The following is a 21,745-nucleotide window of genomic DNA, read 5'->3' as shown; positions in this document are numbered from 1 at the left end:
GCCAGGGCGTCCGGATGCCGGAACCGCGGGCGCACGCCGGATGCCGCTGGAGGAGCCATGACCGCACTGCAGGACGCCCTCGCCGCCATCGACGAGTGGCCGGTGGAGAACGCCGCGGCCGCCGTCGTCTCCGTGGACGGCACGGTGCTGGCATCCCACGGCGACACCGACCGCCGGTACCGGCTGGCCTCCGTGACCAAGCCGCTCACCGCGTACGCGACGCTGATCGCCGTCGAGGAGGGCGTGTTCTCACTCGACACCCCGGCGGGCCCTGCCGGATCCACCGTGCGCCACCTGCTCGCGCATGCCTCGGGCCTGGACATGAGCGCGGACATCGTGCGCGCCGCTCCCGGCACGAAGCGGATCTACTCCAACCGCGGGTTCGAGGTGCTCGCGGACGCCGTGACCGAGCATTCCGGTATCCCGTTCGCCGACTACCTCGACGAGGCGGTCCTGCAGCCGCTGGGCATGGCATCCTCGCGCCTGGAGGGCTCGGCCGCAGCCGCGGCCGTCTCCACCGTCTCCGACCTCGCGCGCTTCGCTGCCGAGCTGCTGCGTCCGACGCTGCTGGCCGCCGCCACTCTCGCCGACGCGACCTCCGTCGCTTTCCCGAGCCTGTACGGGGTGCTCCCCGGGTACGGCATCCAGCGTCCCAACGACTGGGGCCTGGGCTTCGAGCTGCGCGACCACAAGGATCCGCACTGGACGTCTGCGGCGAACTCCCCCGCCACCTTCGGGCACTTCGGGCAGAGCGGCACGTTCCTGTGGGTCGATCCGCAGGCGGGTGCCGCGTGCATCGCGCTCTCCGACCGCGACTTCGGTCCGTGGGCGATCCAGGCGTGGCCGCCGCTGTCGGATGCCGTGCTCGCCGCGCTGCGGTGAGCAGTCACGCCATCGCTCAGGCCGCGCGCGCCCGATGGCGGCGGACCGCATCGCGGTTGGCGCAGCGCACGGAGCAGTAGCGCTGTCGACCGTTGCGGGTGACATCGGCGTACACGTTCTCGCAGGGCGACGCGGCGCATCTCCCGAGCCGGTGCATGCCCCCGCTCCGTCAGGTGCAGCGCCGTGCCGACGCTGATCACCGCCTCGAGCACCTCGGGCAGTGAACGCCCAGGGTCGCGATAATGCAGGTGCCAGCCCTCGCCGTCATGATCGGTGAGCTGCGGGTAGGCTGCGGCACCCGACATCTGCACGCTCAGCGCGAGCGCTCTCGCAGCGTCGTCGCCGGCATCCACCACCTGCAGCCAGGCGTCCACCACGGCTCTGGTGCGCGCGTGATCGTCGGGCGCCGCATCGAAGGCCATCGTCATCCCGAAATCGCGCGTGCGCCGCTCGATGCCGTCGCGATCGGAAGGCCAGTCGTTGGCCAGCGATGCCGCCAGCAGCACCGCGTACTCGCCGTAAGGGTTGAGATGCATAAGGCCATTACATCATCGTGGAGGCATGACCGCACCGGACACCCTCCCCCTCCGCATCCCGCTGCCCATCCGGATGCATGAGCACGCCTGGCTGACGGAATCCGCACACGCGACGTCGGAGGGGGAGATCGTCTATGTGCGCTGCGTCGGCTGCGCCGCCAGACGCGTGGATCTGCGGATGCATGAGGCCCTCCCACCCGTGCCGCAGAGTCACGTCGCCACCGCCGCGTCGTGACGCGACCGGCTCCTCCACTCAGCGGACGGAGGTCTAGCACGCCATCCGTCGCATGGCCATCCCCTGCCGGGATGCCGCCGGCGAGCGCATCCTGTCGTGATCCCCTCCACGGAAAGGACTTCACGATGAGCAGCATCTCTCAGGCCCGGGTGGCCTTCCTGGCGACGAACGGCTACGAGGACAGCGAACTGACCAGCCCCTGGGACGCGGTGACCGGCGCCGGCGCGACGGCGACCATGATCTCGCCGGAGAGTGACGGGATCACCGGCAAGAACGGCCACGTGCAGAACGTGGACCTTCTCGCCGCCGACGCGTCGGCCGATGACTTCGACGCCCTGGTCCTCCCCGGCGGAGTGGTGAACGCCGACCATCTGCGGCTGGATCGCGCGTCGATCGACTTCGCGCGCGCGTTCTTCGAGCAGCACAAGCCGGTGGGCGTGATCTGCCACGGCTCCTGGATCCTGATCGAAGCGGGCGTCGTCGACGGCCGCACCATGACCAGTTATCCGAGCCTGGCCACGGACCTGCGCAACGCCGGTGCCGCCTGGGTCGACGAGGAGGTCGTCGTCGACGCGGGACTCGTCTCCAGCCGCACGCCCGACGACCTGCCCGCCTTCTGCGCGAAGGTGATCGAGGAGATCGACGAGGGCCGGCATCGCCAGCAGCACGCCTGACTCCTCGCCCACGTCTCAGGTCGCGGCCGAACCGGTCGGCGCCGTGAGCTGGACCAGGCGGCGCAGCGTGAGCAGATTGCGGGCGGTTCCGGCCACGCCAAGAGCGCGGTCGAGCACGGGACGGGTGAGCTTGGTGGCCCCCGCCCCCGAACGCCCGTAGTCGATCCACAGGTCGTGCCCGTCCAGGGCGATCCGCTCACCGGGCAGCAGCCGGGGCGTGAGCGCCTGCACCGCACCGTCGATCGGCGTCGACTCCAGGAACATGATGTGCAGCATCTTCTCCTCGGCGGCGTCCCCGAACGGGTGGTCGGTCAGCGCGGCGGCCAGCTGCTCGTGGGTGCGCGCGATCACCGGGGTGTCCACGTCGAAGGCCTCGCGGATCAGCATCCGCACCTCGGCGCAGGCCGCATCGAGCGCGCCCGGCACGTCGGCGATGACGTTGCCGCTGGCGATGTAGGTCGACACGCCGCTCAGCCGCGTCCGCTCGCCCAGCAGGGCCCGCAGCTCTGCCATCGGAACGCGGTTGCGCCCGGAGACGTTCACGGCGCGCAGCAGCAGCGCGCAGCGGACGCTCACCGGGCACCGCCGTCAGCGGGATCGTGCTGCACGCCGACGACGAGAAGTGCTCTGCTCATGCCTTGAGCGTACGGCCCTCCGCCTTCGCGCGCTTTTGACTTGCCGAGGGCGGTTGCTACGTTGGAGAGGCGAGCCGGATGCGCTCGCTAGGGCGCCGCCGCGCGGCGACCGCGCATCGACCGGGTCTCAGATCCGCTGCCGAAGCGCCCTGACCGCGCGCGCAGCGGCCGCCCGGAATCCGCATCACCTCATGCGGCGGACGCCCGCCGCATCCGCGCGCCATCCGTCCCGCATCGGACGTGCGCCATCTCGAAAGGAACCGTATGCCGGCCGGCACCGCCCCGACCACCTTCTTCGCATCTGCTCACCCCCGCACCTCCGGGCCCCTGAAGGCGACGCTGCCCACCCGTTAGCTGCTCTCCCTCCCCCGTCCACTGGCACCGCAGCCGGTGCCGACGAGAAGAGAGAGAAATGGAAAACCTTCAGACCCTCGCAGGACCGGTCGTGGTCCTGCTCATGCTGCTGTTCTTCGGCGGCAGCCTGTACATGTCGCTGCGCATCAGCAAGCGCACCGAGAACGCCGACGGCTATATGACCGCAGGCGGACGCATCGGATTCGGCATCTCCGCCGCATCCATGACCGCCACCTGGATCTGGGCCGCCTCGATGTACGCCTCGGCCACCTCCGGCTACACCTACGGGATCTCCGGCCCCATCCACTACGGACTGTGGGGCGCGCTGATGATCCTGCTCATCTACCCGTTCGGGCGGCGCATCCGCCAGGTCGCACCGCGTGCGCACACCATCGCCGAGGTGATGTTCGCCCGTCACGGCCGATCCAGCCAGCTCATGCTCGCCGGCTCGAACGTGCTCGGCAGCCTGATCAGCCTCACCTCGAACCTGATCGCCGGCGGCGCGCTCATCTCGATGCTCTCCCCGTTCACGTTCACGCAGGGCATTCTCGCCATCGGCGCGGGTGTGCTGCTGTACACGCTGTGGTCGGGCTTCCGGGCCTCGGTGCTCACCGACTTCGCGCAGGTGTGCGCGATGCTGGGCGCCGTCATCGTGATCATCCCCGTGGTGTTCTTCGCCGCAGGCGGCCCGTCGCTCTTCGAGACCGGAGCATCCAACCTCACCCCGCAGCAGGCGGACTTCTTCTCGTCCGACGCGTTCTTCAACCAGGGCGCGCCGTACATCGCCGCGGTGCTGGCCTACGCGATCGGCAACCAGACGATCGCGCAGCGGCTCTTCGCCGTGCGCGAGGACCTGATCAAGAAGACCTTCGTGACGGCGACCTTCGGGTACGGCGCCACGATCATCGGGATCGGGATGCTGGGCGTCATCGCCCTGTACGCCGGGATCACGCCCGTCGGCGGAGATGTGAACAACCTCATCCCGCAGATGGCGGCGACCTATCTGTCGCCGGTGCTGCTGTGCGTGTTCTTCGTGATGATCATCGGGTCGCTCTCCTCCACCGCGGATGCCGATCTGACCGCGCTCTCATCGATCGTGATGGCCGACATCTACGGGCAGAACATCGCCGGCAGGAAGAGGGCGAACCCGCGCACCATGGTGCTGGTGGGGCGCATCACGATGATCGTGGCGATGGTGGCCGGGCTGTACTTCGCCGGGTCCCAGCTGAACATCCTCGACCTGCTCGTGTTCGTCGGCGCCCTGTGGGGTGCGCTGGTGTTCCCGGTGATCGCGAGCTTCTACTGGAAGCGCGTCACCAACCTCGCCTTCTCGGTGTCCGTCGTCGTGGCGCTGGCGGTGTTCCTGCCGGTGCGCTTCGAGTGGGTGCCGCTGGAGGGCGCGATCGGCATCGTCAGCGATGTGCTGTCGACGATCGGCATCGGCGTGGTGCTCGGGCTGATGGCCTTCGGGTTCTTCGGCAAGCGCGTCGCGCTGATCGTGGGAACGCTGTCCGTGCTCGCCTCGGCGCCGTTCGCGATCGGCTTCCTGCACACCTATCCGGTGCTGTCGGGGTCGCTCGTCGCGTACGCCGTCTCGACCATCGTCTGCGTCGCGCTCACCCTGCCCAGCAAGGAGGAGTTCGACTTCGACCTGATCAGGAAGCGCACCGGCGACTTCGACGAGGACGTGGATGCGGAACTGGATGCCGTGCTGGATGCCGCGCTGAGCGCCGACGCGGATTCCGCGCTGGAGCCGGCGCGCGCCGACGGCGCAGAGCCCTCGAACAGCTGAACCGCAAGGAGGACAACATGGAACTGTCGACCATCGCCCTGACCGCATACCTGCTGGTGTGGCCCGTGATCGTGCTGGGCACCCTCGCCGTGATCGTGCGCGCCTTCGTGAAGGAGGCTCGCGCCGCCAAGGCCGAGGGCCGTAGCATCATCTGACCGCGTGCTGAACGGCGAAGGCCCCGGGATCGTCGATCCCGGGGCCTGTACGAGCCACCTGTCAGGATTGAACTGACGGCCTTCCCATTACGAGTGGGATGCTCTACCACTGAGCTAAGGTGGCGTGCGCAGCGGACTGCGGCACAAGCAATGATCTTACTACGACGATCCGACGACCGCGAACTGAGGGGGACTCAGCCGCAGCGCAGCCCGTCCTTCGGCGCCTTGCCCTCGATCAGGAATTTCTCCACCGCGTCGTCGACGCAGGCGTTCCCTTTGTTGTAGCCCGTGTGGCCCTCGCCGACCCGAGTGACGAGCACGCCGTTCTGCAGCTGGTCGGCGAGCGATTCGGCCCAGGCGTAGGGCGTCGCCGGGTCGTTGGTGGTGCCGACCACCACGATCGGGCCGGAGCCCGCGGCGATGATCTTCTCGCGCACGCCGGTGGGCGGATGCGGCCAGGCTTCGCACGGATCTGGCGCCTGCCAGTACGGTGCGAAGGTGGGCGCCTTCTCCTGCAGCTGAGCGATCGCGGCATCCTCGGCGGCCTTGTCGTCCTCCACCGGATAGTCCATGCAGTTGTAGGCGCGGAAGGCCTCTGCGGTGTTGTCCAGGTACTCGCCGTCCGTGCCGCGGGAGTTGTACTGGTCGGCGAGCGCCATCATCACCGAAGGGTCGCCCTGCAGTGCGGCCGTGAGGCCCTTGGTGAGGTACGGCCAGCTCTGCGGGTTGTACATCGCCGTGATCACGCCGGTGATCATGGTGTCGACGGTCAGCATCCGTCCGTCGCCGTTCCGCAGCGGCGAGCGGGTGATGCCTGCCAGCAGCGCCTGCACGTCCTGAAGCGCCTCGTCGATCGTGCCACTGAACGGACAGTCCCGATCGTTCAGGCATCCCACCAGGTACGCGCGCAGCGCCGATTCGAACCCCTCGGCCTGGATCGTGCCCACCTCCAGCCCCGGCACCGACGGGTCGAGGGCGCCGTCCAGCACCAGACGCTGCGCCCGCTCCGGGTACAGCTTGGCGTAGGTCGCACCGAGGAACGTGCCGTAGGAGTACCCCAGATAGTTCAGCGTCTCGTCGCCCAGCAGCCCGCGGATCAGATCCATGTCGTGGGCGGAGTTCACGGTGGTGATGAACGGCAGCAGCCCGTCGCTGCCCGCCTCGCAGGCCTCGGCGAACGTCTTGTCGCGCGCGGTCATCCTGGCATCCCACTCCGGAGTGTTGCGCGGACCGGGCACGACGCCGTAGACGTAATCGTCCATCTGCTCCGCATCCAGGCACGAGACAGCGCTGGAGCGGCCGACGCCGCGCGGGTCGAAGCCGATCACGTCGAAGTCCTTGATCAGGTCGTCGCCGACCGCGTAGGCGAGACTGTCGGCGACGAAGTCGTAGCCGCTCGCGCCCGGACCGCCCGGGTTGACCAGCAGCGAGCCCTGCGACTCACCGGTGGCACGGTGCCGCACGACCGCGAGCGAGAGGTCGCCCTGAGCGGGGTCGTCCCAGTCCCGCGGTGCGGTGACCTCGGTGCAGTCGAAGCCCGCTCCGCACGACGACCAGTCGAGCTCCTGCGTGTAGTACGACATCAGCTCGGCGGGCACACCGCTGGTGTCGGGGGTGCGCTCCGGCGCGGGCGAGGCCGCGGGGATCTGCGCGTACAGGCAGCCGGAGAGGATGACGGATGCCAGTGCCGTGCCCGCCACGGCTGTCAGGATGCGGCGCGCTGCGCGCCGTGCACGATGGGTCACGGGGTCCTTCCGCTGGAGATGGTCACCAGGAGGCTCTCGACGGCCAGCAGCGGCGAGACGTTGCGCTCGAGCGACTCGCGGGTCGCCGCGATCGCGTCGAGGGTGACCAGGGAACGCTCGACCGGCCAGTCGGCAGCGAGCGCGGCCAGCTCGGAGCGCAGCTCGCGGTTGATCAGCTCGTCGGCACGATCGAACTGCAGCATGACCACGTCACGGTACATCGACTGCAGATCCGTGAGCACCCGATCGATGCCGTCGCGCAGGCTGCGCGTGGCGCGCTTGCGCTGATCGTCTTCGAGCGCCGACAGCTGCGGTCGCAGCGCGGGCGGCACGGCCTGCCCCTCGGCGATCCCGACGGTGCGCAGCAGGGATGCCCGTTCGGCGGCATCCCGCTCGGCGGTCAGCGCCTTGGCGTCGTCGGTCGCCGCCTGGATGATGCGCCCCGCGACCTCGACCGCGGTGCCGACTCCGCGCACGCCCAGCACGGCACGGAGGGTCTCGTCCCGGCGGCGGCGCGCATCGTCGTCCGTCGCCAGGCGCTGGGCCATCCCGATGTGCCGCTGCGCATGCCTGGCGGCCTGCTCGGCCGTCTGCTCGTCAGCGCCGGTGCGCAGGGTGATCAGCCGCGCGACGTCGTCGACCTCGGGCTCGCGCAGGCGCAGCGCGCGCACCCGGGAGCGGATGGTCGGCAGCAGGTCGGCCTCGCTGGGCGCGCACAGCACCCAGACGGTCTGCTCGGGCGGCTCCTCGAGCGCCTTCAGCAGCACATTGGAGGTGCGCTCCACCATGCGATCGGCGTCCTCCACCACGATCACGCGGTACCGGCCCGCAGAAGGCGAGAAGTAGGAGCGGGCGACGAGGTCGCGGGCCTCTCTGATGGTGATGAGCACCTTGTCGGTGCGCAGTGCGGTCACGTCGGGATGCGTGCCGGCCAGCACCTGCCGCATCGTGTTCTCGTCGGCCGGGTCGTCGGCGATCAGCGCCGCCGCGAACGCGTAAGCGAGCGTCGACCGGCCCGAGCCGGGCGGCCCGGTGATCAGCCATGCGTGCGACAGTGCGGACGGATCGGAGGCGGCCTGCTGCAGGGTCTGGACCGCAGCATCCTGACCCCACACCTCGCTCCACGGGAACGGAGCGAGAGCGGCCTGCGTCATGGAGTCCAGCCTAACCGCGGCATCCGACCTCGCCGCATCCGCCCCGTCCACGCTGCGCCGAAACCCCTCATCAGCGCCGAGACCCCTCGTGAATCACGCGAAGCAGGAGGGGTTTCGGCGGTCAGGAGGGGTCTCGGCGGACGGAGAGATCGGCCGGCCCTCACAGCAGCACGGACAGCCGCGCGCGGATGAGCGTGGCGATGTCCTCGGCGTCTCCGGTGGCATCCACGACGAGGAAGCGCTCGGGCTCGGCCTCTGCCAGCCGCAGGTATCCCTCCCGCACGCGGGTGTGGAACTCCTCCTGCTCGGCCTCCAGCCGGTCGAACGGCTTGTCCTCGGCATCCAGCCGCCGGCGCGCCTGGGACGGATCCAGGTCCAGGAGCACGGTCAGATCGGGCAGCTCCCCCTCGGTCGCCCACAGCGACAGGCTGCGCACCTCGTCGGCATCCAGCACCCGCCCTGCGCCCTGGTAGGCGACCGACGAGTCGAGGTAGCGGTCCTGGATGACGACGTCGCCGCGCTGCAGTGCGGGGCGCACGACTGTCGCCACGTGATGCGCGCGATCGGCGGCGTACAGCAGCGCCTCGGCGCGGGGCGCGATGTCGCCGCGGTGGTGCAGCACGATGTCGCGGATCAGCACGCCCACCTCGGAGCCACCCGGCTCGCGCGTGTGCAGCACGGCGCGACCGCGGGCCTCCAGCCATCCGGCCAGCAGCGCCGCCTGCGTCGTCTTGCCCGAGCCGTCGCCGCCCTCGAGCGTGACCCAGAGCCCTTGCCGCTCCGAGGTCACGAGCCCGACTTCGCCTTTGCGGCGTTGGCGGCGCGGGTGGCGGCCGCCTTCTTCGCCGCGGCGGAGCGTGCGGCCGCCTTCTCGGCATCCGTCTTCGTCGCCGTCTTCTTGGCCGGCGCCTTCTTGGCCGGGGCCTTCTTGGCCGGGGCCTTCACTTCGTCTCGCTCCGCTCGCTCAGTACGGCGCTTCGCAGGCGCCTTCTTCGCGCCGCGCTTGGGCGCGGGGCCCTTGGCGCGCTTGTCGGCGAGCATCTGCACCGCGACCTCGAAGGTGATGTCGTCGGGGGTCTGACCGCGCGGGATGGTGACGTTGGTCTCGCCGTCGGTGACGTAGGCACCGAAGCGTCCGTCGCGGATGCGGATCGGCTTGCCGCTGACCGGATCGGCCTCGAACTCCTTCAGTGCGCTGCTGACCCGGCCGGCGCCGTACTTCGGGCGGGCGTAGATCTCCAGCGCCTGCTCGAGGGTGACATCGAAGATCTGCGCCTCGTTCTCCAGCGACCGGGAGTCGGTGCCCTTCTTCAGGTACGGCCCGAACCGGCCGTTCTGGGCGGTGATCTCGACGCCCGACTCGGGGTCGGCGCCCACCACGCGGGGCAGGCTGAGCAGCCGCAGCGCGGTGTCGAGGTCGATGGTGTCCACCGACATGGAGCGGAACAGCGATGCCGTGCGCGGCTTGGGTGCGGCTTCCTTCTTCTTCGCGCCCTTCTTGGGCGCGGCCACGACCTCGCCGGTCGCCTCGTCGACGGCGTCCTCGTCGGAGACCGGGTCGTTCTCCTGCACGTACGGGCCGAAGCGGCCGTCCTTGACGACGATCACCTTGCCGTTCTCGGGGTTCTCGCCCAGCACGCGGTCGCCCGCGACCGGAGCGTCGATGAGCTCCTGCGCCCGCGCCGCGGTCAGCTCGTCGGGCGCGAGGTCGTCGGGAACGTTGACGATGCGCGGCTTGGCATCCGGATGCGCGGGGTCGGTGACCTCGAGGTACGGACCGTACTTGCCGAACCGCAGCGTGGCGGTGTCGGTGATGCGCGTGGAGTTCAGCGCACGCGCGTCGATCTCGCCGAGGTTGTCGACCACCTGCCGCAGTCCCACATGCGCCTCGGACCCGTAATAGAACGAGTGCAGCCATGCGCTGCGGTTCTGCTCGCCGCGGGCGATCGCGTCGAGGTCGTCCTCGAGCGCGGCGGTGAAGTCGTAGTCGATCAGATCGGCGAAGTGCTGCTCCAGCAGCCGCACCACGCTGAACGCCAACCAGGTGGGCACGAGCGCCTGGCCGCGCTTGGTGGCGTAGCCGCGGTCGATCACGGTGCCGATGATGCTCGCGAAGGTGGAGGGGCGGCCGATGCCGTGCTCCTCGAGCGCCTTCACCAGCGAGGCCTCGGTGTAGCGGGGCTTGGGGGTGGTGCGGTGGCCCTTGGCCTCGGCATCCGAGACCGCCAGCCGGTCGCCGACGGCGACCGCGGGCAGGGACTGGTTCTCGGCGGAGTCCTGCGCGTTGCGCTTCTCGTCGCGGCCCTCCTCATACGCCTCCAGGAAGCCCTTGAACGTGTAGACGGTGCCGGATGCCGTGAACTCGACCTTCTTGGAGTCGGCGACCGCCTCGAGAGTCACCGTGGTGGTCTCGTACTTGGCATCCGACATCTGGCTGGCGACGGTGCGCTTCCAGATCAGGTCGTACAGCCGCTGCTCCTCGCGATCGAGCTGGGAGGCGACGGATGCCGGGGTGCGGAAGTTCTCGCCCGAGGGGCGGATGGCCTCGTGCGCCTCCTGCGCGTTCTTGCTCTTGGACTTGTACACGCGCGGCTTGAGCGGCACGGCGGCGTCGCCGTAGAGCGCGACGGCCTGGCTGCGCGCGGCCTGGATGGCCTGCGTCGACAGCGCGACCGAGTCGGTGCGCATATAGGTGATGTAGCCCTTCTCGTACAGGCGCTGGGCGACGCTCATCGCCTGCTTCGCGCTCATCGAGAGCTTGCGGCCCGCCTCCTGCTGCATGGTGGAGGTGGTGAAGGGCGCGTAGGGGCTGCGCGTTCCCGGCTTGGCCTCGACCCTGCTGACGGTGACCGTGCCGGCGTCGTTCACGGCGGCGGCGAGCGCGGCGGCCTCGGCCTCAGTGAGCACGACGACGGCCTTCTTGAGCTTGCCGGTGTCGTCGAAGTCGGTGCCGCGTGCCAGCTGACCGCCGTCGATGCGCACCAGGCGCACCCCGAACGACTGGCCCTGGGTCGCGGAGCCCGTCGAGGCGCTCGCCTCGATGTCCCAGTACTCGGCGGAGGTGAACGCCATCCGCTCCCGCTCGCGGTCCACGATCATGCGGGTCGCGGCCGACTGCACGCGGCCGGCGGACAGGCCGGACTTCACCTTGTACCAGAGCACCGGCGAGACGTCCCAGCCGTACAGGCGGTCGAGAATGCGCCGAGTCTCCTGCGCATCGACCAGCGCGAGGTCGAGGTCGCGCGTGCGGCCGACGGCGGCCTGGATCGCGTCCTTGGTGATCTCGTGGAACACCATGCGCTTGACGGGCACCTTGGGCTTGAGCGTCTCCAGCAGATGCCAGGCGATGGCCTCGCCCTCGCGGTCCTCATCCGTGGCGAGCAGCAGCTCGTCAGCGGTCTTAAGCGCGCGCTTGAGCTCGGCGACGGTCTTGGTCTTGCGGTCGGAGACGACGTAATAGGGGTCGAAGCCGTTCTCGACGTCGATCGAGTACTTGCCGTACGCCTTCTTGTCGGCGGCGGGGATGTCCTTCTTGTCGGCCAGGTCGCGGATGTGACCGACCGAGCTGAGCACCTCGTAGTCGTCGCCGAGGTAGCCCTGGATCGACCGCATCTTCGTCGGGGACTCGACGATGACGAGCTTCTTGCCTTGTGCCAAGAGTGCGTCCTTTCTTCGAAGCACACCATACACACCGCGTTCCTGCTGCAGACACAGCATCGCACCGACGCGGCGCCGACGGCGCCGTGTGCGGAGGCGGGAGTGGTTCGCCGTCGTCATCCCTCGGGTTGCCCTGCGCGGGCGCGGGAGACGGCGACGAGTCCAGCGTACGCGGCTTCGATCCGCACGGTGGCCGTGAGGCCGTCGGTGCGGCATCCGGTCAGCGCAGCGCCGGACGCCGTCGCGACGCGCGCCGCGAGCGCGCACGGGTCCTCGTCGGTGATGACGGCGCCAGAGGCCGCGTCCGCGGCGGCGAGCGCCGCAGCATCCGCGGCACCCGACGCGCGCTGCGCGGTGACGGCGGCGCCCCCGACGGCCGCCAGCCCGACCGACAGCGTCGCGGCGACGGCCAGGACGCCGGCGGCGAGCGCGGTTCCGGCCATGGGATCCTCCTCTCGGGACGGTGTCGTCCGGTGAGCGCGGCGTGTCCGTGCGGTTCACAGCCCGCCGTCGAGCGCGCAGCTTGCGGCGCGGAGCGGGATGCTGATCAGCCGACCCACGTGCACGTCGAGCGACGCGGTCACGCAGACCAGGTCGCCCTGTGGTCGTGAGGCGAATGCCGCGCCGTCGACCACGCCGACCGCGGCGCGCGCGCGTGCGACGCTCTCGCCGCGTCCGAGCAGACGGGCGGCATCAGCGGCGGCATCCTGCAGCATCACCTGAGTGGCGGCCGCGTGCAGTGCGCCGACGCCCAGCAGCAGGGCGAGCAGCACGGCGGGCAGCGCGATCGCCAGTTCGGCGGCGATCGAGCCGCGGTCGCCGCGTGGCGCGCTCCGCGGGGCGCCGGCGCACCGCACCACCCGCCGTCGGCGGCGTGGCGTCATGACACCGTCAGCGCCCGTCGCACCAGGTCGGTGAGGATGCCGCGCACCTCGTCGGAGCGCATGATCACCACCAGCAGGCCGGCGAAGGCCACGGCCGCCATCGTGGTGATGGCGTACTCCGCGGTCGCCGCTCCTGATTCGTCGGTGAAGAGCCGCACGGCTCGCGCCCTGGTCAGCTCGGGCAGGTCGTTGCTCGTGTCATCGGTCATGGGATTCCTTCTCTCTCTTCTTCTCTCTGTGGTTGGTTGAGATCTCTGTGGTTCGCATTCGTTGCTCCGTCGTTCCTGTTCAGATCGGCAGCGGTGTGGAGCTCAGCACGCTGAGCATCAGCGGGGCGACGCCCAGCAGCAGGAAGGCGGGCAGCGTGCAGGCTCCGAGCGGCAGCAGCAGCGCGGACGACAGCCGGGCCGCGCGTATGCGTCCCTGCACCCGTGCCTCCTGTCGCTGCTGCGCGGCCGAGGCGCGCAGCAGCGTTCCCGCGGGCACGCCGGCCGAGTGCGACAGCTCGAGCACGGAGTCGGTCGTCGTGCGGTCGTCGGCGAGGCCGGCACTGCTGTGCTCCACCAGCCGCAGCGCCCGCGGAATCCCGACTCCGCCCGACAGGGCGACGGCGACGAGTTCGGCGTGCATCCCCGGGGTGCCGGGGCTCGCGGCCGCGCGTCGCACCAGCCGCGCGGTCCACAGTCGGGCGGCCAGCACCAGCGCGACTCCTGCGACCACGCAGGCGATGCCGAGCGGGTTCGCGACGAGAACGCCGATCGTGTCGAAACCGAGTGCGAAGCCGAGCAGCAGTCCGGCGAACGGCAGCCAGAGCAGAAGCCGGGCGGTGCCGGTCGGCTCGGCCAGGGCGATGCGCACATCGTCGGCGGCGGCTGCGGCATCCTGCAGCGATTCCGCGAGCGAGCGCAGCACGTCGGCCAGCGGGGCGCCCACGATCGTGGCGATCTCCCAGGCCGCGGCGACGTCCGACCAGGTGCCGCCCTCCGCATCGATCGCGCAGGCCGGGTCGGCTCCGGCCGCGCAGCGCTCCACGACGCGCAGTGCGACCGGGTCGCCCGTGTCGGCCAGGTGCCGCCACGCGTCCACCGGTCGCGAGCCGGCCTGCAGCAGCACCGCCAGGGTGCGCACGCTGGAGGCCGCCGCGGCAGCGGTATCCCCGGCATCCGCTGCTCCCCCGCGGCCCGGCAGCCCGCGGATCACCACGGCTCCACCTGCGCGATCCCCAGCCGCTCGCCCTCCAGCGTGAACCGGCCCGCCATCGCGATCCGGCGGCGTCCGCCGGAGTCGCGCTCCAGGTGCAGCACGATCGTGAAGGCGCTGACCACCTGGCGCGCCAGCGCCGTGGCATCCATGCCCGCCAGCGCCCCGAGCGCCTCCAGCCGCGCCGGGACATCGGTCAGTCCGCTGGCGTGCAGCGTTCCGGCACCGCCGTCGTGGCCCGTGTTCAGCGCGGTCAGCAGCTCGCGCACTTCCTCGCCGCGGCACTCGCCGACCACCAGCCGGTCCGGTCGCATCCGCAGCGACTCGCGCACCAGCATGGCGAGGGTGATCCGCCCGGCGCCTTCGAGATTGGGCTGGCGCGCCTCGAGCGAGACGTGGTGCGGATGCCGGGGTCGCAGCTCGGCGACGTCTTCGATCGTCACGATCCGCTCGCCGGGCGCCGCCTGCGACAGCAGGGCCGTCAGCAGCGTGGTCTTGCCGGTGCCCGTGCCGCCGGTGATCAGGATGTTCGCGCGCTCGGTGACCAGCCGCCCGAGCCACGCGCGCTGTGCGGGGGTGAAGGTTCCGGCGGCGGCGAGCGCGTCGAGATCGGCGCCCAGCACGCGCGGTACGCGGATCGACAGCGCCGTGCCGGTGGTGGACACCGGGGCGAGCACGGCGTGCACGCGGATGCCGCCGTCCAGGCGCACGTCGACGCACGGGGACTGGTCGTCGAGGTGCCGCCCGCCCGCGCCCACCAGCGCGACGGCCAGCTCGCGCACCTCGCGCTCGGACGCCCGCCAGTCGGCGATGCGCTCCGCTCCCGCACCCCGGTCCACGAACAGACCGCTCGCGCCGTTGACGAAGATGTCCGTGACCTGCGGGTCCTGCACGTGCGCAGCGAGGCTTCCGAATGCGGGATCGGCCACCGGGGCGACGCGTTCATCGGGGGCCGATGGATGCTGGTGCGCCCGCGGACGGAGCACAAACTGAGCTGGCATGCCACGACGCTAAGCGGGCCGGCCGACCTCCGGATGGCGGAAACCCGCGTCCTGTGCACAACCCGCGGGATTGCGGGATTGTGCACACGAGTCGGACGCCGGCTCGGGGCCGTCGTGCCCGCGGCATCCGACCCCCTCCCGACCCCGGATGCCAGAGGACGGCACCTCACGGGGGGAATGAGGTGCCGTCCAGGCGCGCAGGCCCGCATCCGGGGGGTATCGCGGGCGCGCTGAAGCCGGAATAGGATTCGGCCGAGGTCAGTGTATGCAGGGTCGATGGCCGACGCAAACGACGCGCACTACCGACTTTCGACAGTAGGCCTTCTTGCCAGGCGCGACTAGATTCGCCGTGTCCCGGGTCGTGCGCGCCACGACCGATCACCCCGCGCAAAGGAGCGAAGTGCCATGAGCAGCCAGATCGACCACCTCCTCGACGAGTCGCGGAAGTTCCCACCCTCTGACGCGTTCGTCGCCCAGACCATCGACGACCCGGCCCTGTACGACCGCGCCGCCACCGACCGCGAGGCCTTCTGGGGTGACCAGGCCCGCGAGCTGCTCACCTGGAGCAAGCCGTTCACGCAGGTGCTCGACTGGTCGAACCCGCCGTTCGCGAAGTGGTTCGATGACGGCGAGCTGAACGTCGCCTACAACTGCCTGGACCGCCACGTCGAAGCAGGCAACGGCGATCGCGTGGCCATCCACTGGGAGGGCGAGCCGGGAGACTCCCGCAGCATCACCTACGCCGAGCTGACCGACGAGGTCAAGCGCACCGCCAACGTGCTGGCCGAGCTCGGCATCGGTCACGGCGACCGCGTCGCCATCTACCTGCCGATGATCCCCGAGGCGGTCGTCTCCATGCTGGCGGTCGCCCGCCTGGGCGCCATCCACTCGGTCGTCTTCGGCGGCTTCAGCGCCGACAGCCTGCGTTCGCGCATCGACGACGCCGGCGCGAAGCTGGTCATCACCGCCGACGGCGGCTGGCGCAAGGGCAAGGTCTCCGCCCTCAAGCCCGCCGTCGACCAGGCACTCAGCGACCGGCACGGCGAGGGCGAGCAGGCCACCGTCGAGCACGTCCTGGTCGTCAAGCGGGGCGAGAACGAGGTGGACTGGACCGACGAGCGCGACATCTGGTGGCACGACGTGGTGCCCCAGGCATCCGCCGATCACGAGGCGCAGGCGTTCGGCGCCGAGAACCCGCTGTTCATCCTGTACACCTCCGGCACGACCGGCAAGCCCAAGGGCATCCTGCACACCAGCGGGGGCTATCTCGCCCAGGCCGCGTACACGCACAAGTACGTGTTCGATCTGCATCCAGAGACCGACGTGTTCTGGTGCACCGCCGACATCGGCTGGGTGACCGGGCACTCGTACGTGACGTACGGGCCGCTGGCCAACGGCGCCACGCAGCTGATGTACGAGGGAACGCCGGATGCCCCGCATCCGGGCCGCTGGTGGGAGCTGATCCAGAAGTACGGCGTGACCATCTTCTACACCGCGCCCACGGCGATCCGCTCGTTCATGAAGACCGGACGGCAGATCCCGCAGCAGTTCGACCTGTCGAGTCTGCGCCTGCTCGGCTCGGTGGGCGAGCCCATCAACCCCGAGGCGTGGATGTGGTACCGCGAGGTGATCGGTGCGGATGCGACGCCGATCGTCGACACGTGGTGGCAGACCGAGACCGGCGCGATCATGGTCAGCCCGCTGCCCGGCATCACGGCGACCAAGCCCGGTTCCGCGCAGGTGCCGCTGCCTGGCATCTCGATCGACGTCGTGGACGACGACGGCAACGAGGTGGGCAACGGCAACGGCGGGCTGCTGGTGATCACCGAGCCCTGGCCGTCGATGCTGCGCGGCATCTGGGGCGACCCGGAACGGTTCAAGGAGACGTACTGGGAGAAGTTCCAGGACAAGGGCTACTACTTCGCCGGCGACGGCGCACGTCTGGACGAGGACGGCGACCTGTGGCTGCTCGGCCGCGTCGATGATGTGATGAACGTGTCCGGCCACCGCCTGTCGACCACCGAGATCGAGTCGTCGCTGGTGGCGCACGAGGCCACCGCGGAGGCGGCCGTGGTGGGCGCGAACGACGAGACCACCGGTCAGGCGGTGGTGGCGTTCGTGATCATCAAGCAGCGCTTCCTGGACAGCGGCACCCCGGAGGAGCTCGTCGCCGAGCTGCGGACCTGGGTGGGGCAGCAGATCGGGCCGATCGCGCGTCCTCGCGACGTGTACCTGGTCAACGAGCTGCCCAAGACCCGCTCGGGCAAGATCATGCGCCGTCTGCTGCGCGACGTCGCCGAGGGCCGCGAGGTCGGCGACACGACCACGCTGGCCGACACCATGGTGATGAGCACGATCACGAGCCAGGTGAAGTAGCTCGTCTGCCCCACGTCGAAGAGATCAGGCGAGGAGGAAGGCGACCTCGACCTCGACGGGGGTGTCCAGCGGGAGCACGTTCACGCCGACCGCGGCGCGGACGTGCCTGCCGGCGTCGCCGAAGATCTCGCCGAGCACCTCGCTGGCACCGTTGATCACGCCGGGCTGGCCGGTGAAGGCGGGATCGGATGCCACGAAGCCGCCCACCCGGAGCACTCCCACGATCCGGTCCACTCCGCCCGCGGCCTCCGCGGCGGCGGCCAGCGCGTTCAGCGCGCAGGTGCGGGCGCAGCCTTTGGCCGCCTCGGCATCCACCTCGGCGCCGACCTTGCCGGTAGCCGGCAGCACACCGTCGACGAACGGCAGCTGGCCCGAGGTGTAGACGACGTCGCCGTGGACCACGGCGGGAACGTAGGCGGCGACGGGTGCGGCGACGGCGGGAAGCGCGATGCCGAGCTCCTGAAGACGGGCGGTGACGCTCACGGCCGCGCTCCTTCCTCGAACTGGCGCGACGCTTCCGCAGCTGCCGCGAGGCCGGTGTTGGCGGCGGAGTCGTCGGTGACCGGACGCTTGAAGTAGGCGACCAGGCCGCCCTCGGGGCCCTGCACCACCTGCACGAGCTCCCAGCCCTGCTTGCCCCAGTTGTTCAGGATGGCCGCGGTGTTGTGGATCAGCAGCGGCGTGGTCAGATACTCCCACGTGGTCATGGCACTCCTGCGTGTCGTCGACGCGCAGGATTCGGATGCCGCGCATCGAGGCTTCTATTCAGGGAACTCCCCTAGCATCAAGCGTATGCCTCAAACGAATCGCACGGTGAAGGGTGTCCTGGGCGGACTGCTGGGTCTGGTGGGCCTGAGCGCCGTCGCGGGTGTGCTGGCCACGGCCGCCGTCACCCCCGCCATCGCCATCGCCGGTGTCAGCGGATCGCAGGCCCTCACGATCTTCGAGAACCTGCCCGACAGCCTGACGCCCGGCAACCCGATGGAGCCGAGCGTGCTGTACGCCACCGGCACCGACGGCAAGACCTTCGAGCTGGCCCGGTTCTACGACCAGAACCGCGTTCCCGTGACCTTCGACCAGGTCTCCCCGCTGATGTACGACGCCCTGCTCTCCAGCGAGGACAAGAACTACTACCAGCACGGCGGCGTGAATCTCGGCGCCACCGTGAAGGCCGTGTACGACAACCTGCGCAGAACGTCGTCGCGAGGCGCCTCGACCATCACGCAGCAGTTCGTCAAGAACGTGCTCATCCAGCAGTGCGAGCAGAAGTTCTCCCCCAACTCGACGGAGTACGACTACGACGCCGAGATCCGCAACTGCTGGATCGAGGCGAGCGAGGCGAAGGGCGCGGACGGCATCGAGCGCAAGCTGCAGGAGATGCGGTACGCGATCCAGATCGAGAAGGACTACTCGAAGAACGACATCCTGCTCGGCTACCTGAACGTGGCGAACTTCGGCGGCCAGACCTACGGCGTCGAGGCGGCCGCGAACTACTACTTCGGCACCACCGCCAAGAACCTCACGCTCGATCAGGCGGCCATCCTGGCCGGCATCGTGCAGAACCCGAACCGTTTCCGCTTCGACCGCAAGGAAGGCAGCTGGACCGACAAGGACGGCAAGGCGCGCAACTCCAAGGAAGACGGCTACGCCGACACGGAGCTCCGCCGCAACTACGTGCTCGACCGCATGCTCAAAGACGGCAAGATCACCAAGCAGCAGCACGATGACGCGAAGGCGCTGCCGATCACCCCTGACATCCACCCGTCGACCCAGGGCTGCCAGACCGCGGGCAAGCAGGCCTACTTCTGCCAGTACGTGAAGAACGTCATCGAGAACGACAAGTCACTCGGCCCCGACAAGCTGCGTCGTGGCGGCCTGAAGGTGTACACGACGCTGGACATGCGCGTGCAGCAGCCCGGCAGCGAAGCGATGACTGCGTATGCCCCGCCTTACCTCGAAGGTAAGAGCTTCGGCGCCACGGGCGTCACGATCGAGGCGGACACGGGCCGCATACTCGCCATCGTGCAGAACACCACCTTCGACGAGAAGGCCAATGCCGATGCCGCGCACGGCCACACCAGCCTGATCTATGCCGCCGACAAGAAGCACGGACAGTCGATCGGCTTCCCCGGCGGGTCCACCTACAAGCTCTTCACGCTGCTGGAGTGGCTGAAGCAGGGCCATTCGGTCAACGAGGTGCTTGACGCACGTACACGTGTCTTCAAGGATTTCACCAAGTGCGGCGCCCCGTACATCAACACCGCCAAGATCGACAACTTCTCGGGCAACGGGCGGGTGTCCAACGTGATGGACTTCACCCGCACCTCTCTCAACACCGGCTTCCTGGCGATGGCCCAGGAGCTCGACCTGTGCGAGATCAACAAGACGGCGACCTCCCTGGGCGTGCACTACGGGAACATGGCGGCGACCACTGAGGTGAATCCCAGCGACAAGTCTCCGAATGATCCGTATCCGTCCGTGCTCGGCTCGAAGCCGATCGCGCCGATCCAGATGGCCGGTGCCTACGCGACCGTGGCCAACAAGGGCATCTTCTGCGAGCCTCGCGCGATCGACAAGATCGTCGGCATCGACGGCGAGGAGATCCCGACTCCCGAAGCATCCTGCAAGCAGGTGCTCTCGCCCGAGGTCGCAGCAACGGCCGCCTACGCTCTGCAGGGCGTCATGAACGGCGGTACGGGTGGCCCTGCGAACCCCTACGACGGAACTCCGCTCATCGGCAAGACCGGTACCCACCAGTCGTGGGGAACGGCGATGGCGATGTCCAGCACGAAGGCCGCGACCTTCGTATACGCCGGCAAGGTCAACGGCGCGGAGTATCAGCTCGGGTCCCAGTGGTACAACGGGCGGCCGTTGAACACCGTCCGCTACACCGTCTCGAAGGCGTTGCAGCACGCCACTGACATGGCCTACCCGGGCACCAGGTTCCCCAGCCCGGACAGCAACCTGACCCGCCACGTGCTGAAGGATCTGCCGAGCGTTGTCGGACAGTCCATCGACGATGCGAGGAGCACGCTCGAGGCGGCCGGGTTCTCCGTGAACGTCGGCGACGCGATCGACAGCACCGTCGGCAAGGGCCTGGTCGCCGAGCAGAGCCCCGGCGCGGGTCGGGTGGCCGGCGGCACGACCGTGACGCTGTCCCCCAGTACCGGTAAGGCTCCGTCGGCCGACGTTCCGAACGTCGTCGACTCCAAGTTCAGCAGCGCAAAGAACAAGCTCAAGAAGGCCGGCTTCGAGGTCGACGGCGAGCACTGCCGCGGCGGGTCCACCGTCATCGCGCAGAATCCGTCGGGTGATTCCTCGGCGCCTCCGGGCAGCACGGTCTCGGTGCTCTGCGAAGGCGACAGGGATTGAGCTTTCGAAACTCCGCGCACCCGGCCCTCATCGCGCTCAGCGCGGTGGGGGCCGCGGGCGTCGCGGCGGCGGTGTGGGGCATCGGGATCGAGCGCTACCTGTTCACCGTCCGTGAGGTGACCGCACCGGCCCTCGCTCCCGGCAGCAATCCGATCCGCGTGCTGCATCTGTCGGACGCACACATGGCGCCCTGGCAGCACCGCAAGCAGGCCTGGCTGGCATCGCTCGCCGCCCTCGAGCCCGATCTCGTGATCAACACGGGCGACAATCTCGGTCACACCGAGGGCCTGACCGGCATCCGTCGTGCGTTCGCGCCGCTCGCCGGGATCCCCGGCGTGTTCGTGCACGGCTCCAACGACGTGCTGCGGCCATCTCCGCGCAACCCGTTCAAGTACTTCATGGGTCCCTCGGACAAGCCCCGCGATCCGCAGCTGCTCGACACCGCGGCGATGGACGCGTTCTTCACCGACGAGCTCGGCTGGCGCGACCTGAACAACGCCGCGGTGCGCCTGGAGGTCGCCGGCAACGCGATCGACTTCCTGGGCGTGGACGACCCGCACAACGGCTGGGATCAGCTGGAGGTCCTCCCTGCCGCGCTGGATGCCCTCGGCAAGCGGCCGGCGGGAGCATCCGTGCTCGCCGTCGCGCACGCGCCGTACCAGCGCGTGCTGAACGAGTTCGTGGAGCTGGGAGCGGATGCCGTGTTCGCCGGCCACACGCACGGCGGGCAGGTCTGCCTGCCCGGCTACGGCGCTCTGGTCGCGAACTGCGACATCCCGCTGAAGCAGGCCAAGGGCTTGAGCACCTGGTCGCACGGTGGGCGCACCGTTCCCCTGAACGTGAGCGCCGGCTGCGGACACTCGATCTACGCTCCCGTGCGCTTCGCCTGCCGCCCCGAGGCGACCCTGCTCACGCTCACGCCGCGGACGGCGTGACTGCGGTCACTGTCCGCCGATTGGTCGTCGCCGCCGTTGCCATGTAGACTCGAACGGTTGCAACAACGGGGTGTGGCGCAGCTTGGTAGCGCGCTTCGTTCGGGACGAAGAGGCCGCAGGTTCAAATCCTGTCACCCCGACTCAACGCCGCAGGACCC

At 69.7% G+C, this 21,745-nt stretch carries 21 protein-coding genes and 2 tRNA genes; 9 read left to right on the top strand and 14 right to left on the bottom strand.

The features are described 5' to 3' along the window. Nucleotides 1-57 precede the first annotated feature (57 nt). Nucleotides 58-882 (top strand): serine hydrolase domain-containing protein, encoded by an 825-nt coding sequence (locus Q9R19_RS12695; RefSeq protein ID WP_311256760.1) that lies wholly within the window; start codon nucleotides 58-60, stop codon nucleotides 880-882. A gap of 16 nt (nucleotides 883-898) precedes the next feature. Here the strand turns inward: Q9R19_RS12695 and Q9R19_RS12690 are convergent, their stop codons facing one another. Further along, the gene (locus Q9R19_RS12690; RefSeq protein ID WP_311256759.1) at nucleotides 899-1,039 is read right to left on the bottom strand and encodes a CGNR zinc finger domain-containing protein; all 141 of its coding nucleotides are present in this window, start codon (nucleotides 1,037-1,039) and stop codon (nucleotides 899-901) included. A gap of 404 nt (nucleotides 1,040-1,443) precedes the next feature. Here Q9R19_RS12690 and Q9R19_RS12685 point away from each other — a divergent pair, with 404 nt between their 5' ends. Continuing rightward, the gene (locus tag Q9R19_RS12685; protein WP_311256758.1) at nucleotides 1,444-1,653 is read left to right on the top strand and encodes a hypothetical protein; all 210 of its coding nucleotides are present in this window, start codon (nucleotides 1,444-1,446) and stop codon (nucleotides 1,651-1,653) included. A 125-nt stretch (nucleotides 1,654-1,778) separates the two neighbouring features. Beyond that, nucleotides 1,779-2,327: a type 1 glutamine amidotransferase domain-containing protein gene (locus Q9R19_RS12680; RefSeq protein WP_311256757.1), complete on the top strand. Its 549-nt coding sequence runs from the start codon at nucleotides 1,779-1,781 to the stop codon at nucleotides 2,325-2,327. Between the two features lie 15 nt (nucleotides 2,328-2,342). On the opposite strand, the gene Q9R19_RS12675 is transcribed toward Q9R19_RS12680, so the two are convergent. Next, entirely contained in the window at nucleotides 2,343-2,903 is a 561-nt protein-coding gene (locus Q9R19_RS12675) for a DUF1697 domain-containing protein (protein ID WP_311256756.1), read from the bottom strand. 471 nt (nucleotides 2,904-3,374) lie between these two features. On the opposite strand from Q9R19_RS12675, the gene Q9R19_RS12670 reads away from it, so the two are divergent. Beyond that, nucleotides 3,375-5,108, top strand: a complete 1,734-nt coding sequence (locus tag Q9R19_RS12670; protein ID WP_311256755.1) for a sodium:solute symporter family protein — start codon at nucleotides 3,375-3,377, stop codon at nucleotides 5,106-5,108. 17 nt (nucleotides 5,109-5,125) lie between these two features. Then, nucleotides 5,126-5,263 carry a putative transporter small subunit gene (locus tag Q9R19_RS12665; protein WP_311256754.1) on the top strand — a complete coding sequence of 46 codons (138 nt, stop codon included), beginning with the start codon at nucleotides 5,126-5,128 and terminating at the stop codon, nucleotides 5,261-5,263. Nucleotides 5,264-5,315: 52 nt separating this feature from the next. On the opposite strand, the gene Q9R19_RS12660 is transcribed toward Q9R19_RS12665, so the two are convergent. From Q9R19_RS12660 to Q9R19_RS12615, 10 genes are all read right to left on the bottom strand, one after another. Continuing rightward, nucleotides 5,316-5,387: transfer RNA gene (locus Q9R19_RS12660), tRNA-Thr, on the bottom strand. A gap of 70 nt (nucleotides 5,388-5,457) precedes the next feature. Further along, nucleotides 5,458-7,008 carry an alpha/beta hydrolase gene (locus Q9R19_RS12655; protein ID WP_311256753.1) on the bottom strand — a complete coding sequence of 517 codons (1,551 nt, stop codon included), beginning with the start codon at nucleotides 7,006-7,008 and terminating at the stop codon, nucleotides 5,458-5,460. Next, on the bottom strand, nucleotides 7,005-8,162 hold the full coding sequence (locus Q9R19_RS12650) for a DNA polymerase III subunit delta' (protein WP_311256752.1): 1,158 nt from the start codon (nucleotides 8,160-8,162) through the stop codon (nucleotides 7,005-7,007). The genes Q9R19_RS12655 and Q9R19_RS12650 overlap by 4 nt, the downstream gene beginning before the upstream one ends. A 160-nt stretch (nucleotides 8,163-8,322) precedes the next feature. Then, nucleotides 8,323-8,952, bottom strand: coding sequence for a dTMP kinase (gene tmk, locus Q9R19_RS12645; RefSeq protein WP_311256751.1), 630 nt, complete (start codon nucleotides 8,950-8,952; stop codon nucleotides 8,323-8,325). Next, complete coding sequence (gene topA, locus Q9R19_RS12640; protein ID WP_311256750.1) at nucleotides 8,949-11,819, bottom strand: type I DNA topoisomerase; 2,871 nt, start codon at nucleotides 11,817-11,819, stop codon at nucleotides 8,949-8,951. The genes tmk and topA overlap by 4 nt, the downstream gene beginning before the upstream one ends. A gap of 116 nt (nucleotides 11,820-11,935) precedes the next feature. Beyond that, nucleotides 11,936-12,262, bottom strand: a complete 327-nt coding sequence (locus tag Q9R19_RS12635) for an Rv3654c family TadE-like protein (RefSeq protein ID WP_311256749.1) — start codon at nucleotides 12,260-12,262, stop codon at nucleotides 11,936-11,938. A gap of 54 nt (nucleotides 12,263-12,316) precedes the next feature. After that, nucleotides 12,317-12,703: a TadE family type IV pilus minor pilin gene (locus Q9R19_RS12630; protein WP_311256748.1), complete on the bottom strand. Its 387-nt coding sequence runs from the start codon at nucleotides 12,701-12,703 to the stop codon at nucleotides 12,317-12,319. After that, nucleotides 12,700-12,912, bottom strand: coding sequence for a DUF4244 domain-containing protein (locus Q9R19_RS12625; protein ID WP_311256747.1), 213 nt, complete (start codon nucleotides 12,910-12,912; stop codon nucleotides 12,700-12,702). Before Q9R19_RS12625 ends, Q9R19_RS12630 begins: the two co-directional genes overlap by 4 nt. A 79-nt stretch (nucleotides 12,913-12,991) precedes the next feature. After that, the gene (locus tag Q9R19_RS12620; RefSeq protein ID WP_311256746.1) at nucleotides 12,992-13,906 is read right to left on the bottom strand and encodes a type II secretion system F family protein; all 915 of its coding nucleotides are present in this window, start codon (nucleotides 13,904-13,906) and stop codon (nucleotides 12,992-12,994) included. Beyond that, nucleotides 13,900-14,904 (bottom strand): TadA family conjugal transfer-associated ATPase, encoded by a 1,005-nt coding sequence (locus Q9R19_RS12615; RefSeq protein ID WP_311256745.1) that lies wholly within the window; start codon nucleotides 14,902-14,904, stop codon nucleotides 13,900-13,902. Before Q9R19_RS12615 ends, Q9R19_RS12620 begins: the two co-directional genes overlap by 7 nt. A gap of 405 nt (nucleotides 14,905-15,309) precedes the next feature. Here Q9R19_RS12615 and acs point away from each other — a divergent pair, with 405 nt between their 5' ends. After that, complete coding sequence (gene acs, locus Q9R19_RS12610; protein ID WP_311256744.1) at nucleotides 15,310-17,280, top strand: acetate--CoA ligase; 1,971 nt, start codon at nucleotides 15,310-15,312, stop codon at nucleotides 17,278-17,280. Between the two features lie 24 nt (nucleotides 17,281-17,304). On the opposite strand, the gene Q9R19_RS12605 is transcribed toward acs, so the two are convergent. Both Q9R19_RS12605 and Q9R19_RS12600 read right to left on the bottom strand, forming a co-directional pair. Then, nucleotides 17,305-17,763, bottom strand: coding sequence for a RidA family protein (locus tag Q9R19_RS12605; RefSeq protein ID WP_311256743.1), 459 nt, complete (start codon nucleotides 17,761-17,763; stop codon nucleotides 17,305-17,307). Continuing rightward, nucleotides 17,760-17,987 (bottom strand): hypothetical protein, encoded by a 228-nt coding sequence (locus Q9R19_RS12600; RefSeq protein WP_311256742.1) that lies wholly within the window; start codon nucleotides 17,985-17,987, stop codon nucleotides 17,760-17,762. Before Q9R19_RS12600 ends, Q9R19_RS12605 begins: the two co-directional genes overlap by 4 nt. An 85-nt stretch (nucleotides 17,988-18,072) precedes the next feature. Between Q9R19_RS12600 and Q9R19_RS12595 the strand changes: the two genes are divergently transcribed. The 3 genes from Q9R19_RS12595 (at nucleotide 18,073) to Q9R19_RS12585 (ending at nucleotide 21,727) form a co-directional block, all read left to right on the top strand. After that, nucleotides 18,073-20,652 (top strand): transglycosylase domain-containing protein, encoded by a 2,580-nt coding sequence (locus Q9R19_RS12595; protein WP_311256741.1) that lies wholly within the window; start codon nucleotides 18,073-18,075, stop codon nucleotides 20,650-20,652. Continuing rightward, nucleotides 20,649-21,587, top strand: a complete 939-nt coding sequence (locus tag Q9R19_RS12590) for a metallophosphoesterase (protein ID WP_311256740.1) — start codon at nucleotides 20,649-20,651, stop codon at nucleotides 21,585-21,587. Before Q9R19_RS12595 ends, Q9R19_RS12590 begins: the two co-directional genes overlap by 4 nt. A 66-nt stretch (nucleotides 21,588-21,653) precedes the next feature. Then, nucleotides 21,654-21,727 (top strand) — tRNA-Pro (locus tag Q9R19_RS12585). The last annotated feature ends 18 nt before the right edge of the window (nucleotides 21,728-21,745 follow it).

Origin of the sequence: Microbacterium sp. ARD32 (assembly GCF_031844385.1) — a bacterium.
GTDB lineage: Bacteria > Actinomycetota > Actinomycetes > Actinomycetales > Microbacteriaceae > Microbacterium.
Note: the sequence above shows the minus strand (reverse complement) of the source record. Positions and strands in the feature narration are given on the sequence as shown.

Bases quoted from the DNA above. Each gene is read 5' to 3' on its own strand.
- Q9R19_RS12650 (WP_311256752.1), bottom strand. From the start codon at position 8,162: ATGACGCAGGCCGCTCTCGCTCCGTTCCCGTGGAGCGAGGTGTGGGGT.
- Q9R19_RS12680 (WP_311256757.1), top strand. From the start codon at position 1,779: ATGAGCAGCATCTCTCAGGCCCGGGTGGCCTTCCTGGCGACGAACGGC.
- Q9R19_RS12635 (WP_311256749.1), bottom strand. From the start codon at position 12,262: ATGGCCGGAACCGCGCTCGCCGCCGGCGTCCTGGCCGTCGCCGCGACG.
- Q9R19_RS12600 (WP_311256742.1), bottom strand. From the start codon at position 17,987: ATGACCACGTGGGAGTATCTGACCACGCCGCTGCTGATCCACAACACC.
- Q9R19_RS12670 (WP_311256755.1), top strand. From the start codon at position 3,375: ATGGAAAACCTTCAGACCCTCGCAGGACCGGTCGTGGTCCTGCTCATG.
- Q9R19_RS12665 (WP_311256754.1), top strand. From the start codon at position 5,126: ATGGAACTGTCGACCATCGCCCTGACCGCATACCTGCTGGTGTGGCCC.
- Q9R19_RS12630 (WP_311256748.1), bottom strand. From the start codon at position 12,703: ATGACGCCACGCCGCCGACGGCGGGTGGTGCGGTGCGCCGGCGCCCCG.
- Q9R19_RS12615 (WP_311256745.1), bottom strand. From the start codon at position 14,904: ATGCCAGCTCAGTTTGTGCTCCGTCCGCGGGCGCACCAGCATCCATCG.
- Q9R19_RS12685 (WP_311256758.1), top strand. From the start codon at position 1,444: ATGACCGCACCGGACACCCTCCCCCTCCGCATCCCGCTGCCCATCCGG.
- Q9R19_RS12690 (WP_311256759.1), bottom strand. From the start codon at position 1,039: ATGCACCGGCTCGGGAGATGCGCCGCGTCGCCCTGCGAGAACGTGTAC.
- Q9R19_RS12595 (WP_311256741.1), top strand. From the start codon at position 18,073: ATGCCTCAAACGAATCGCACGGTGAAGGGTGTCCTGGGCGGACTGCTG.
- Q9R19_RS12625 (WP_311256747.1), bottom strand. From the start codon at position 12,912: ATGACCGATGACACGAGCAACGACCTGCCCGAGCTGACCAGGGCGCGA.
- acs (WP_311256744.1), top strand. From the start codon at position 15,310: ATGAGCAGCCAGATCGACCACCTCCTCGACGAGTCGCGGAAGTTCCCA.
- Q9R19_RS12695 (WP_311256760.1), top strand. From the start codon at position 58: ATGACCGCACTGCAGGACGCCCTCGCCGCCATCGACGAGTGGCCGGTG.